The sequence below is a fragment of the Streptomyces griseoflavus genome, assembly GCF_014649995.1.
Lineage (GTDB): Bacteria > Actinomycetota > Actinomycetes > Streptomycetales > Streptomycetaceae > Streptomyces > Streptomyces griseoflavus.
This window is the reverse complement of record NZ_BMUC01000005.1, coordinates 117436-130346: the sequence shown is the minus strand read 5'-3', so window position 1 is coordinate 130346 and position 12911 is coordinate 117436. Positions and strand designations below refer to the sequence as shown.

Below are 12911 nucleotides of genomic sequence, written 5' to 3'. Positions count from 1 at the left end.
CCCGTCCCACCACGGGGCACCGGTGCTTCCGGTCACGGGCCGCCCCGCCCGAGCGTGCGGGCCCGCCCCCGGTCCGCGTCCAGCGTCCGGGCGAAGGCCCGCACAGGGCCGCCACCGACTCCGGAGCGGTTCGCGTGGCGCCGCCTTGCACGCGCGGGCGTCGCGGCCGGCTCGTAACCGTGGTGCCCTCACGGTGCGCGGGGCCCTCACGGGGTGTGGTGACCGCCGCCCTTCTTCCGCGGGTGGCCGCCGAGCTCCTTGAGGGCGTCCTCGGGGAGGACGTCGTCGGGGCGCTCCAGGGCGGGCAGCGCCGGCAGGGCGTCCCAGGGCACCTGGATCCGGCGCAGGTCGTCACGGATGCGGGCGGCGAGCTTTCTGGTGTCCCGGCGGTTCATCACGGCGCCCACCGCGGCTCCGACCAGGAACGGCATCAGGTTGGGCAGGTTGCGGACCGTGCGCTTCATGATCCGCTGGCGCAGTTCGCGCTTCATGCGGCTGTTGAGGGCCGCGCTCACGGTGGAGGGCCTGGTCGCCTCGACCCCTCGCTCCTCCGACCAGGAGTTCAGGTACACGGTGCTGCGCTGGGCGAGGGTGCCGGGGGGCCGTACGCCGTAGACCTCGTGGAGTTCGGCGATCAGCTTCAGTTCGATCGCGGCGACGCCGGTGATCTCGGCGGCCAGTTCGGTCGGCATCGCCGGCGGCACGGGCATCATCGCCGCCGCGCCGACTCCGGCGCCGACGGTCGCGGTGGCCTTCGCCGCTCCCGCCACCAGTCTGTCCGCGAGTTCCTCGGGGCCGAGCCCGGGGAACTGCCGGCGCAGTGTCCCGAGGTCGCGTACGGGCACACGCGGGGCGATCTCGATGATCCGGTCCGCCAGGTGCGCCAGCCCCGCGCGGGCGCGTGCGCCGCCCCTGCGGGCGCCTTCCCGGGCCTTCTCGCGGAACGCGGCGGCCCGCCGGTGCGCCACGGGCGCGGTGACCTCCAGGGATGCCGGGAGGTCACCCCGGCCGGTTGCTGCTTCGAGCGAGGCCGCCCCGGTACCGGTTGGGCCCCGCTCTGGGTCACGCGTGTCGTGCTGCGGGCCCCGCCGGGGCCCTGTGTCCGCTCCCTTCGTGAAGAAGCGGCGCTTCCGCGGAGGGGTCGAGCCAGTCACGGCCGACCCCGCCTCAGTCGCAGTCGCGGCAGATCGGCTGGCCGTTCTTCTCGCGGGCCAGCTGGCTGCGGTGGTGGACCAGGAAGCAGCTCATGCAGGTGAACTCGTCCTGCTGCTTGGGCAGCACCCGGACGGCCAGCTCCTCGTTCGAGAGGTCCGCGCCGGGCAGTTCGAGGCCTTCGGCGGCCTCGAACTCGTCGACGTCCACGGCCGAGGCGGACTTGTCGTTCCGCCGGGCCTTCAGCTCTTCCAGGCTGTCCGAGTCGACGTCGTCGTCGGTCTTGCGTGGAGTGTCGTAGTCGGTTGCCATAGTCGCTCTCCCCCTCTGGGTGTATGCGGTGTCTCCAGCGCACGTAACGCGTGAGAGGCCGGACTTGTGCCCGACCTGAGGCGGAGATTTTGCCTCACATCAAGGTCTGTTACTCAATCGACACCCAACCGGACTCCCCTTGGGTGATCGGCTTGGATGGCGATGGGGACCGTACACGGTCCGAACGCCGCACATCAAAGGCGCCTCACCGTGTACTTCCCGTGATCAGGGCCCCTGAAAACCGGGACTTTCCCGACCTTCCGGCCCGATACATGATCACGGAGAGTGGATGACCGGGAAAACACCCCTGTGATCGATCACACAGGGGAGTCCCGGACATGCGTCTCGAAAATTCCGCGCAAAGCGAACACCCCGTCGTGTCGGGGGCATGATCTCAGATCGGCAGGGTGACACGCATCACGAGACCGCCCCCCTCTCGCGGTCGCGCGTAGATGTGTCCGCCGTGCGCCCGGGCGACCGACCGCACGATGGACAGACCGAGTCCCACGCCCTTGTCGCTGCCCGTGCGCTCGGTGCGCAGCCGGCGGAACGGCTCGAAGAGGTTGTCGATCTCGTACGCCGGGACGACCGGCCCCGTGTTCGACACGACCAGGACCGCCTGGCCGTGCTGGACCTCGGTGGTGACCTCGACCCAGCCGTCCTCGGGCACGTTGTAGCGCACGGCGTTCTGCACCAGGTTCAGGGCGATCCGCTCCAGCAGCACACCGTTGCCCTGGACGACCGCGGGCCGGCGCTCGCCGCGGAACACCACGTGTCTGCTCTCGGCCTCGGCGTGCACCTGGTCGATGGCCTGGCCGGCCACCTCGGCGAGGTCCACCGGCCCCCGCTCGACGATCTGGTTGTCGCTGCGGGCGAGCAGCAGCAGGCCCTCCACGAGCTGTTCGCTGCGCTCGTTGGTGGCCAGCAGCGTCTTGCCCAGCTGCTGGAGCTCCACCGGGGCGTCCGGGTCCGACAGGTGCACTTCGAGCAGGGTGCGGTTGATGGCCAGCGGGGTGCGCAGCTCGTGCGAGGCGTTGCCGACGAAGCGCTGCTGGGCGGTGAACGCCCGCTGGAGCCGCTCCAGCATGTCGTCGAAGGTGTCGGCCAGCTCCTTCAGCTCGTCGTCCGGGCCGTCCAGCTCGATCCGGCGGGACAGGTCGGAGCCCGCCACCGCGCGGGCGGTGCGGGTGATCCGGCCCAGCGGCGACAGGACCCGGCCGGCCATGGCGTAGCCGAAGGCGAAGGCGATGACCGCGAGCCCGAGCAGGGCCAGCAGCGAGCGGCTGAGCAGATCGTCCAGGGCGTGCTGGCGCTGCTCGTTGACGCACTGGTTCAGCGCCCGGTTGAGCTCGTCCGCGGGCAGCTCGGCGCTGCGCAGGTTGCACACGTCGCTGGAGACCTGGCCCACGACGATCCGGAAGGGCAGGTCACTGCCCACGTTGAGCGCGTTGGCCGCGAGCAGGTAGATGATCGACAGCAGCATTATCCCGGCGATCAGGAACATGCCGCCGTAGAGCAGGGTGAGCCTTATCCGGATGGTCGGGCGCAGCCAGGGGAAGGGCGGAACCGGCCTGTGGGGGTCCCAGGTGGGCTTCGGGGGTGGTGCCTGCGGGGACGCCGGCGTGGGGGTGGAGGCCACGGTGATCAGATCCGGTAGCCCGAGCCGGGCACGGTCACGATGACCGGCGGCTCGCCCAGCTTGCGGCGCAGGGTCATCACGGTCACCCGGACCACGTTGGTGAAGGGGTCGGTGTTCTCGTCCCACGCCTTCTCCAGCAGCTGCTCGGCGGAGACCACCGCGCCCTCACTGCGCATGAGCACCTCCAGCACGGCGAACTCCTTCGGCGCCAGCTGGACCTCCTTGCCGTCGCGGAAGACCTCGCGGCGGTTGGGGTCGAGCTTGATCCCGGCGCGCTCGAGCACGGGCGGCAGCGGCACGCTCGTCCGCCGTCCCAGGGCCCGCACGCGCGCGATGAGCTCGCTGAACGCGAAGGGCTTGGGCAGGTAGTCGTCGGCGCCGATCTCCAGGCCCTCGACCCGGTCGCTGACGTCACCGGACGCGGTGAGCATCAGCACGCGCGTGGGCATGCCGAGCTCGACGATCCTGCGGCAGACGTCGTCACCGTGCACGAGCGGGAGGTCCCGGTCGAGGACGACCACGTCGTAGTCGTTGACTCCGATGCGCTCCAGGGCGGCCGCACCGTCGTACACGACGTCGACGGCCATGGCCTCCCGGCGCAGGCCGGTGGCCACCGCATCGGCGAGCAGCTGCTCGTCCTCGACGACGAGTACGCGCACGTCGCTTGTCCTTCCTCATGTCCCGCGCCCGCGCAGCGCCTCGGGGCGCACGCGGGCGGGGATGCGGGTGGGTGTTGCCCCCATCCTGCCCTTTTCGGCCGTAAGTCGGCCGTAAGGCGGTGGGACGGCCGGTGACCTGCGGCCGTGGTACCGGGGAACGTACGGGCGAACGGCGCGGGAATACAAGATTTTCTCGCGCGGTGAGGTTTCCACGGAAGAGAGCGTGGGGAGGACGGGTTTACATCCCGCGATCACGCTCCGCATGTACCGCACCACCATGCGGTGCCACGCAGTCCGCTTCCGCAGAGCGGGCCTGGATGTCCGGCACCGCCGCCGCCCGGCCGGGTGGCGCTGGGCATCCGCTTCGGACGTGATCGTCCCTTCCCGACCGGCACACCCCCGTGCCACCGACCCACCGACCCAGGACGAGGGGGCGCAGCATGGACGCATTCACCGCAGGACTTCTGCAGCGCATAAGGGCGACCGAGTCCGATCTGACGCGGGCACGCGACGAGGGCGACGACTTCCTCGTCGACGTGGAGCAGGGCGAGCTCGACGACCTGCGCCGCCTCGCCGCCGAACACGGCGTGGAGGTCGGCGCGTACAGCGTCTGACCGGTCCGCACGCGACGGGCCCCGGCGAATCCAGCGCCGGGGCCCGTTCGCGCGTTCAGGCGCCCCGCGGGGGTGCGGGGCGTTCCTCTCCGTCGTGCCAGGCGCCGAAGTCCTCCAGCAGCCGCTGGAGGGGCTCGAAGACGCCCGGGGAGGCGGCGACGGTCAGCTCGTAGGAGGGGCGGTCGCCGGGGCGGCCGCCGGTGAGGGCGCCCGCCTCACGGGCGATCAGGTCACCGGCGGCCAGGTCCCACGGGTGCAGGCCGCGCTCGTAGTAGCCGTCGAGCCGCCCGGCCGCGACGTCGCACAGGTCGATCGCGGCCGACCCGCCGCGCCGGATGTCGCGGAGCAGCGGGATCAGCCGGCGCGCGACGTCCGCCTGGTGGGTGCGGACCTCGGTGACGTAGTTGAAGCCGGTCGACACCAGGGCCTGGTCCAGCGGCGGCGAGGGCCGGCAGCTCAGCCGGCGCTCGCCCGCCCAGGCGCCGGTGGCGTACGCCCCGCCGCCGCGCACCGCGTGGTACGCCTCGCCGCGCATGGGGGCCACCACGGCCCCGGCGACCGTCTCGCCGTCCTGCTCGGCGGCGACGGACACGGACCAGCTCGGCAGGCCGTACAGGTAGTTCACCGTGCCGTCGAGGGGGTCGATCACCCAGCGGACACCGCTGCTGCCCTCCGTGGAGGCGCCCTCCTCGCCGAGGAACCCGTCCTGCGGGCGGCGCTCGGCGATGACCGTGGTGATCAGTTTCTCGGCGGCGATGTCCATCTCGGTGACGACGTCGATGGGGCTGGACTTGGTCGCCGCGACCGCGAGGTCCGCGGGACGGCCGTCCCGCAGCAGCTCGCCCGCGCGGCGGGCGGCCTCCCGGGCGAGTTGCAGCAGTTCCGCGTGCAGCAGGTCGGTCACGGGACTCCTCACGCGTAGGGGCTGTCGGCGCCCGCCGCGGCGGGACGCGGGGCGCGGGCCGGGCAGCAGCCGACGGGACAGAGGTCGTGGCTCGCGCCCAGGGCGCCCAGGGCGCACGGTGTGACGTCCTCGCCGCGCTCGGTCCGCGCACGCTCCACGGTCAGCTCGCGGATCGCGGCGGCGAACCGCGGGTCGGCGCCGACGGTCGCCGAGCGGCGTACCGGCAGCCCCAGTTCCCGCGCCTTGGCCGTGGCCTCCGTGTCGAGGTCGTACAGCACCTCCATGTGGTCGGAGACGAAGCCGATGGGGGCCATCACCACGGCCGGTGCCCCGGCCGCGTGCCGCTCCTCGAGGTGGTCGCAGATGTCGGGCTCCAGCCAGGGGATGTGCGGGGCGCCCGAGCGGGACTGGTAGACGAGCTGCCAGGGGTGGTCGACGCCGGTGCGCTCCCGGACGGCGTCGACGATCAGCCGGGCCACGTCGAGGTGCTGGGCGACGTAGGCCCCGCCGTCCCCGTGGTCCTCGACGGGGCCGGAGGTGTCCGCGGCGGTGTTCGGGATGGAGTGGGTGCAGAAGGCGATGTGCGCGCCGTCCCGGACGTCCTCGGGGAGGTCGGCGAGCGAGCGGAGCACGCCGTCGACCATGGGTTCGACGAAGCCGGGGTGGTTGAAGTAGTGCCGCAGCTTGTCGACCTTCGGCAGCTCCAGGCCCTCGGCCTCCAGGGCCGCGAGGGAGTCGGCGAGGTTCTCGCGGTACTGGCGGCAGCCGGAGTACGAGGCGTAGGCGCTGGTGGCGAGGACCAGGATGCGGCGGCGGCCGTCCCTGACCATCTCGCGCAGGGTGTCGGTGAGGTAGGGCGCCCAGTTGCGGTTGCCCCAGTAGACGGGCAGGTCGAGGTGGTGCCCGGCGAAGTCCTCGCGCAGCGCGTCCAGCAGGGCGCGGTTCTGGTCGTTGATGGGGCTGACCCCGCCGAAGAGGAAGTAGTGCTGCCCGACCTCCTTGAGGCGTTCCTTGGGGATACCGCGCCCGCGGGTCACGTTCTCCAGGAACGGGACCACGTCGTCCGGGCCTTCGGGGCCGCCGAAGGAGAGCAGGAGGAGGGCGTCGTAGGGGCTGGCATCAAGCACGTCAGGCATGTCTCGATCCTGCCACCCGGCACCGGTGGCCGGGACGGGGGTGGGGGTGTCGCCGGCCGCGCCGCTCCATTCGGTGGTGCATTGGAGTGACCCCGGCAGTAATCTGTACCGACCGTGGTCGCACCTTACTGAGCCCTTCGGAGCCTCCGTGCCCAGCCCCTATCGCGCCCTGTTCGCCGCCCCCGGCAGCAAGGCCTTCTCCGCCGCGGGGTTCCTCGGCCGGATGCCGCTGTCCATGATGGGCATCGGCGTGGTGACGATGATCTCCCAGCTCACCGGGCGGTACGGGCTGGCCGGCGCCCTGTCGGCCACGATCGCGCTCTCGGCGGCGTTGGCGGGCCCCCAGGTCTCGCGTCTGGTGGACCAGTACGGACAGCGGCGGGTGCTCCGCCCGGCGACCCTGATCTCGCTGGCCGCGGCGGCGCTGCTGCTCCTCGCCGCGCACTTCGCGTGGCCGGAATGGGTGCTGTTCGTCGCGTGTGTCGGCATCGGCTGCGTGCCGAGCGTCGGCGCGATGGTCCGTGCCCGCTGGGCCGCCGTGTACCGGGGCACCCCCAAGCTGCACACCGCGTACTCCTTCGAGTCCGTGGTCGACGAGATGTGCTTCATCTTCGGGCCGATCGTCTCCATCGGGCTGTCCACGGCCTGGTTCCCGGAGGCCGGCCCGCTGCTCGCGGCCTGCTTCCTCGCGGCCGGCGTCTTCTGGCTGACCTCGCAGCGGGCCACCGAGCCGGAGCCGCATCCGCGCGCGCACAAGGGCGGCGGTACGGCGTTGCGTTCCGGCGGGCTCCAGGTCCTCGTCCTGACCTTCGTGGCGACGGGGACGATCTTCGGCGCCGTGGACGTGGTCACCGTGGCCTTCGCCGAGGAACAGGGGAGCAAGACCGCGGCCAGCGTGGTGCTCGCCGTGTACGCGCTGGGCTCGTGCGTGGCCGGGGTGGTCTTCGGGCTGCTGCACTTCGCGGGGGCGCCGGAGCGCCGGTGGCTGCTCGGCGTCTGCGCCATGGCCGTGAGTATGATCCCACTCCTACTGGTCGGAAACTTGCCGTTTCTGGCCGTGGCGCTGTTCGTTGCGGGACTGTCCATCGCTCCGACGATGATCACGACGATGTCCCTCATCGAAGAGCACGTACCACGCGCGCAGCTCACCGAGGGCATGACCTGGGTGAGCACCGGGCTCGCGGTCGGGGTCGCGGCGGGCTCCGCCGTGGCCGGCTGGGTGATCGACGCGGCCGGGGCGCGTGCCGGGTACGGGGTTCCGGCGGTGGCCGGGGCCGTCGCGGTCGCGGTCGGTTTCCTCGGTTACCGCCGGCTCAAGCGGCCGGCTCCGGGTCGGGGAGGCTCCGTTGGGCAGCACAGCGAGCACGAGGAACGGCACATGGCGTAACTGGGGAGGCACCGTCTCCGCCCGCCCCGCGCGGGAGGTCGCGCCGGCCTCGGTCGACGAGCTGGCCGCCGTGCTGCGCCGGGCCACCGAGGACGGGCTGCCGGTGAAGGCGGTCGGCAGCGGGCACTCCTTCACGTCCATAGCCGCCACGGACGGGGTGCTGATCCGCCCCGACCTGCTGACGGGCATCCGTGACATCGACCGGGAGGCCGGTACGGTCACGGTCGAGGCCGGCACCCCGCTCAGGCGGCTCAACGTGGCCCTCGCGCGGGAGGGCCTGTCGCTGACCAACATGGGCGACATCATGGAGCAGACGGTGTCCGGGGCCACCAGCACCGGCACGCACGGCACGGGCCGGGACTCCGCCTCCATCGCCGCGCAGATCAAGGGCCTGGAACTGGTCACCGCCGACGGTACGGTGCTCACCTGTTCCGAGAAGGAGAACCCGGACGTCTTCGCGGCCGCGCGGATCTCCCTGGGCGCGCTCGGCGTCGTCACCGCGGTCACGTTCGCCGTGGAGCCCGTCTTCCTGCTCACGGCCCGCGAGGAGCCGATGCCCTTCGACCGGGTCTGCGCCGAGTTCGACCAACTGCATGCCGAGAACGAACACTTCGAGTTCTACTGGTTCCCGCACACCGGCAACACCACCACCAAGCGCAACAACCGCAGTGCGGGTCCTGAGCGGCCGGTGCCGCGGCTGAAGGGCTGGATCGAGGACGAGTTCCTCTCCAACGGGGTGTTCCAGGCGGTCAACTGGCTCGGCCGGGCGGTACCCGCGAGCATTCCGGCCATCGCGCAGATCTCCAGCAAGGCACTGTCCGCGCGGACCTACACCGACATTCCCTACAAGGTGTTCACGTCGCCGCGCCGGGTGCGCTTCGTGGAGATGGAATACGCGGTCCCGCGCGAGGCCCTGGTGGAGACGCTGCGTGAATTGAAAGCCATGATCGACCGCTCGCGCCTGCGGATCACCTTCCCGGTCGAGGTGCGCACCGCGCCGTCCGACGACATCACGCTGTCCACGGCTTCCGGCCGGGACACCGCGTACATCGCCGTCCACATGTTCAAGGGCACCCCCTATCAGGGGTATTTCACCGCCGCCGAGCGGGTCTTCACCGCCCATGAGGGGCGGCCGCACTGGGGGAAGATCCACACACGGGACGCCGAGTACTTCTCCCGGGTGTATCCGCGCTTCACGGAATTCACGGCGCTCCGGGACCGCCTCGACCCGGAACGCCGGTTCCGTAATGACTACTTGCGGAGGATCCTGGGCACATAGAGGATGCCTTGGGCGGCGCGCCAATCCACGCACGTGGCCCATATGGAGTACTGTTGCGAGCCCTGGGTCCGGTCTCCCGTCAGGGTGCTCGGAACCTGTCAGGACCGCCGGGAGGGGGGCTAGTTGCACAGGGTGACGCGTTTGGTCACTTAGCGTTGCGAACAGGTAACCGTGCCATAACGGCGATCCAGGGCCCGCGCCCGACACGCCGGGCAACTCGGCAAGGTTGTGGCAGGCTGCACCCGGGCAGGCCACACTCGACTAGCGGAAGCAGCGACGCACGTGACGTCGGCAGGCACCACCCGGGAGGTCCCCATGCCCGAACTGCGTGTCGTGGCCGTCTCGAATGACGGCACACGGCTGGTGCTCAAGGCTGCGGACAGCACGGAGTACACGCTTCCGATCGATGAGCGGCTCCGGGCCGCCGTACGCGGCGACCGTCCGCGTCTCGGCCAGATCGAGATCGAGGTGGAGAGCCATCTCCGCCCCCGTGACATCCAGGCACGTATAAGAGCCGGTGCGACCGCGGAAGAGGTCGCGCAGATGGCCGGCATCCCCGTGGACCGGGTCCGCCGCTTCGAGGGCCCCGTGCTCGCCGAGCGCGCGTTCATGGCCGAGCGTGCCCGCAAGACCCCGGTCCGCCGCCCCGGTGAGAACTCCGGTCCGCCGCTCGGCGAAACCGTGCAGGAGCGGCTGCTGCTGCGCGGCGCGGAGAAGGACACCGTCCAGTGGGACTCCTGGCGCCGCGACGACGGCACCTGGGAAGTGCTGCTGGTCTACCGGGTCGCGGGGGAACCGCACTCGGCGAGCTGGACGTACGACCCGCCCCGGCGGCTCGTCCAGGCCGTCGACGACGAGGCGCGCTCGCTGATCGGCGAGTCCGACGACCTCGCGGCGCCCGAGCCCAGCTTCCCCTTCGTCCCGCGCATCGCGCGGCTGCCGCGCGACCGTCCGCTGGACCGTTCCCTGGACCGCCCCGGCGACCGCGAACGGCCGAGTCTGCCCGCGCAGGCGTCCGAGCCCGCCGAGGAGTCCACGGCGGTCACGGCCTCCGGCGAACGGGACTCGCTGACCAGCCTGCTGGAGGCGGTGCCCAGCTTCCGGGGCGACCTGGTGGTGCCGGAGCGCACACCCGAGGCCGTGCCCGAGGAGCCGGAGTCCGAGCCCGAGGTGGAGGAGCCGCCGGCTCCCGCCGCGTCCGCCGGTGCCGCCTACGCGGACGTCCTGATGCCGCGTTCCGTCACCAGCCACCGGGACCGTCTCATCGGCTCGACCGACCGTCAGGCCGAGGCGGACGGCGTCCGCCCGGGCCGCCGCGCGGCGGTGCCGAGCTGGGACGAGATCGTGTTCGGGACCCGGCGGAAGAAGCAGGAGTAAGCCTTTCGTGCCGTCCGCACGGGCGGACGGTTGACGGAGCCGCGCAGCGCCGAAGGGGCGCCCGCCGGTCGGCGGGCGCCCCTTCGGCCTGTGCCACGGGGACCGGTCGTCCCCTGCGGAACGGGTCGGGCGGTGCGGTGCACGCCCTGCCTGCGCCGGCCGGCCGGCGGTTCGCGGCCCGGACCGGCGTGCGGGTGCCTCCCGGGCCGACGGAAGCGACGCGGCGCGCGTGCGCACCGGGCCGGCCCGTCGGCGCGGCCCGCATCAGGACCGCGGCCGGGGAGCGCCCCGTGCCGCGGAAGCGGTCGAGGCGCCGCCCTTCCGGCTACTGCGGGTCCGGGCCCACCGCGACCGGCCGCTCCGGGTCCGCGGACCACTCCGACCAGGAACCGACGTAGAGGTCCGCGGGGATGCCCGCGACCGCCAGCGCCAGCACCTCGTGCGCGCCGGAGACACCCGAACCGCAGTACACGCCGACCGGGGAACCCCCCGACACGCCCAGGCCCCCGAACCGGGACGCCAGTTCCGCGGCCGGCAGGAAGCGGCCGTCGGCGCCGACGTTCTCCGTGGTGGGCGCCGAGACCGCGCCCGGGATGTGCCCGCCGACCCGGTCGATCGGCTCCACCTCGCCGCGGTACCGCTCCCCCGCCCGGGCGTCCAGCAGCACGCCCGAACGGGCCAGCGCCGCCGCGCCGTCGGCGTCGAGCAGCCCGGTCTCCCCCGGCACCGGTGCAAAGTCCCCCTCGTCCGGCCGCGGCACCGACGTCTCCAACGGCCCCTCCCAGGACGGCAACCCGCCGTCGAGGACCCGCACGTCCGGGTGACCCGTCCAGCGCAGCAGCCACCACGCACGGGCCGCGCCCCAGCCGATGCCCCCGTCGTACACGACGACCGGCCGCGCGGACGACACGCCCGCCCGCCGCATCGCGGCACCGAACACCGCCAGGTCCGGCAGCGGATGACGGCCGTGCCCGCCCGGCGCGGAGGCCAACTCCGCGTCCAGGTCGACGAAGACGGCACCGGGAAGGTGCCCGGCCCGGTACGCGGCCCGTCCGTCGAACGGCGGTTCACCGGCCGCCCGGGCCGTGCTGAGCTGCCAGCGGACATCGAGCAGCACCGGCGGATTACCGCCCGTCAGTTCGCTCGCGAGTTCGGATGCGGAGATGATGGCGTTCATGGTCACTCATCCTCGCGCACGGGGTGGCCGTGTCGTCCAGGTCCGGCTACTCTGCTCGGCCGGACAGGACCGGTCACGAGGCGTACGGTACCGGGCACATACGGTGTCGGCTCCGGCGCGGGGACGATCCGCCGAGCGGACGGGACACGCCCCCGCAGGGGCGAGAAGACCACGGCCGGCGCCACGGGCGGCCGGGAAGGCAGCGACGATGACCGACGCACGGGGCAACGCCCGCCCGAACGGTGAGGCACCCGCTCCGCATCCACCCGGCACACCCTGCTGGGTGAGCCTCATGGTCCACGGGCTGGAGGCGACCGAGGAGTTCTACGGAGCGCTGTTCGGCTGGGAGTTCCGCCCCGGCCCCGAGCAACTGGGCCCCTACGTACGAGCCTTACGGGACGGGCACGCGGTGGCCGGCGTCGGCGTGCTGCCCCCGGACCGCCGGCTGCCCATCGCCTGGACGCCCTACTTCGCCTCGGACGACGTGAACGCCACGGCCGACGCCGTGCGCTCGTGCGGCGGCACCATCGGGGTGGGCCCGCTGGACGCCGGCGACGCGGGACGCCTGGCGATCGGCTCCGACCCCGGCGGTGCCGTCTTCGGCATCTGGCAGCCGGCCACGCACACCGGCCACGCCCTCACCGGCACGCCCGGAACGCCCGCCTGGAACGAGCTGACCACCTACGAGTCCGCCCCCGTGGCCAAGTTCTACGGCACCGTCTTCGGCCACGACGGGGAACGCACGGTCTCCGCCGACCTCGACCACGTCACCCTCCACCTGGACGGCCGTCCCGTCGCCGCCGTCCACGGCCTGGGCCGCGCCCTGCCCCGGGACCGGGGCCCGCACTGGACGACGTACTTCGCCGTGGCCGACACCGACGACGCGGTGGAGCGGGTCCGGCACCTGGGCGGCCGGGTCCTCCGACCGCCCCGCGACGGCGACCGCGGCCGCTCCGCCCTGGTCGCGGACCCGGAGGGGGCGCGGTTCGCCGTGGTGCAGACCGTGCGGTGACGCGGGCGCTCAGTCCCCGGGAGACGGGGAACAGGTGGGCGCAGGGGTCGGGTTCGCCGGTGCACGGGTCCAGGCCGGCCGCGAGTCGCCGTTCCTGCTCCCGCCAACTGACGAAGACATCCGTCCGGTTCCAGAGCGACGCGTCCCCGAGCGGGCAGGCGTCGAACCGGCCCAGCATCATGCGGATGGGGAACTGCACCGTGCCGCAGTCGACCAGCGTCCAGCTCGACTCGTTCCACGCGTGCCGGCGACGCCAGGCCACC

12 protein-coding genes are annotated in these 12911 nt (G+C 72.6%); 5 read left to right on the top strand and 7 right to left on the bottom strand.

Annotation, left to right across the window (positions count from 1 at the left end; genetic code table 11):
- Window positions 1–206: 206 nt before the first annotated feature.
- The 4 genes from IE172_RS13490 to IE172_RS13475 all read right to left on the bottom strand — a co-directional run bounded on the left by IE172_RS13490 (window position 207) and on the right by IE172_RS13475 (window position 3762).
- A complete protein-coding gene (locus IE172_RS13490) occupies window positions 207–1154 on the bottom strand; it encodes a hypothetical protein (RefSeq protein ID WP_190097436.1) in 948 nt (315 codons plus the stop codon).
- Between the two features lie 13 nt (window positions 1155–1167).
- On the bottom strand, window positions 1168–1464 hold the full coding sequence (locus IE172_RS13485; RefSeq protein WP_003993510.1) for a DUF4193 domain-containing protein: 297 nt from the start codon (window positions 1462–1464) through the stop codon (window positions 1168–1170).
- Window positions 1465–1858: 394 nt separating this feature from the next.
- Window positions 1859–3103, bottom strand: a complete 1245-nt coding sequence (locus IE172_RS13480) for a sensor histidine kinase (RefSeq protein ID WP_190097435.1) — start codon at window positions 3101–3103, stop codon at window positions 1859–1861.
- 5 nt (window positions 3104–3108) lie between these two features.
- On the bottom strand, window positions 3109–3762 hold the full coding sequence (locus tag IE172_RS13475) for a response regulator transcription factor (protein WP_007387794.1): 654 nt from the start codon (window positions 3760–3762) through the stop codon (window positions 3109–3111).
- Window positions 3763–4202: 440 nt separating this feature from the next.
- Here IE172_RS13475 and IE172_RS13470 point away from each other — a divergent pair, with 440 nt between their 5' ends.
- Entirely contained in the window at window positions 4203–4376 is a 174-nt protein-coding gene (locus IE172_RS13470; RefSeq protein ID WP_181007333.1) for a hypothetical protein, read from the top strand.
- 55 nt (window positions 4377–4431) lie between these two features.
- Here the strand turns inward: IE172_RS13470 and IE172_RS13465 are convergent, their stop codons facing one another.
- Together IE172_RS13465 and IE172_RS13460 are read right to left on the bottom strand one after the other, a co-directional pair.
- Window positions 4432–5280: an inositol monophosphatase family protein gene (locus IE172_RS13465; RefSeq protein ID WP_190097434.1), complete on the bottom strand. Its 849-nt coding sequence runs from the start codon at window positions 5278–5280 to the stop codon at window positions 4432–4434.
- 8 nt (window positions 5281–5288) lie between these two features.
- Entirely contained in the window at window positions 5289–6416 is a 1128-nt protein-coding gene (locus tag IE172_RS13460; RefSeq protein WP_190097433.1) for a ferrochelatase, read from the bottom strand.
- 148 nt (window positions 6417–6564) lie between these two features.
- On the opposite strand from IE172_RS13460, the gene IE172_RS13455 reads away from it, so the two are divergent.
- From IE172_RS13455 to sepH, 3 genes are all read left to right on the top strand, one after another.
- Window positions 6565–7803, top strand: a complete 1239-nt coding sequence (locus IE172_RS13455; RefSeq protein ID WP_190097432.1) for an MFS transporter — start codon at window positions 6565–6567, stop codon at window positions 7801–7803.
- Window positions 7763–9082 (top strand): D-arabinono-1,4-lactone oxidase, encoded by a 1320-nt coding sequence (locus tag IE172_RS13450; protein WP_190097431.1) that lies wholly within the window; start codon window positions 7763–7765, stop codon window positions 9080–9082. Before IE172_RS13455 ends, IE172_RS13450 begins: the two co-directional genes overlap by 41 nt.
- A 315-nt stretch (window positions 9083–9397) precedes the next feature.
- Complete coding sequence (gene sepH, locus IE172_RS13445; RefSeq protein WP_190097430.1) at window positions 9398–10459, top strand: septation protein SepH; 1062 nt, start codon at window positions 9398–9400, stop codon at window positions 10457–10459.
- A gap of 325 nt (window positions 10460–10784) precedes the next feature.
- Here the strand turns inward: sepH and IE172_RS13440 are convergent, their stop codons facing one another.
- A complete protein-coding gene (locus tag IE172_RS13440) occupies window positions 10785–11636 on the bottom strand; it encodes a sulfurtransferase (protein ID WP_190097429.1) in 852 nt (283 codons plus the stop codon).
- A gap of 208 nt (window positions 11637–11844) precedes the next feature.
- Here IE172_RS13440 and IE172_RS13435 point away from each other — a divergent pair, with 208 nt between their 5' ends.
- Window positions 11845–12648, top strand: a complete 804-nt coding sequence (locus IE172_RS13435) for a VOC family protein (RefSeq protein WP_190097428.1) — start codon at window positions 11845–11847, stop codon at window positions 12646–12648.
- Window positions 12649–12911: the final 263 nt, after the last annotated feature.

Coding starts and splice junctions, on each gene's coding strand:
- IE172_RS13485 (WP_003993510.1), bottom strand. CDS start 1,464: ATGGCAACCGACTACGACACTCCACGCAAGACCGACGACGACGTCGAC.
- IE172_RS13470 (WP_181007333.1), top strand. CDS start 4,203: ATGGACGCATTCACCGCAGGACTTCTGCAGCGCATAAGGGCGACCGAG.
- IE172_RS13460 (WP_190097433.1), bottom strand. CDS start 6,416: ATGCCTGACGTGCTTGATGCCAGCCCCTACGACGCCCTCCTCCTGCTC.
- sepH (WP_190097430.1), top strand. CDS start 9,398: ATGCCCGAACTGCGTGTCGTGGCCGTCTCGAATGACGGCACACGGCTG.
- IE172_RS13440 (WP_190097429.1), bottom strand. CDS start 11,636: ATGAACGCCATCATCTCCGCATCCGAACTCGCGAGCGAACTGACGGGC.
- IE172_RS13435 (WP_190097428.1), top strand. CDS start 11,845: ATGACCGACGCACGGGGCAACGCCCGCCCGAACGGTGAGGCACCCGCT.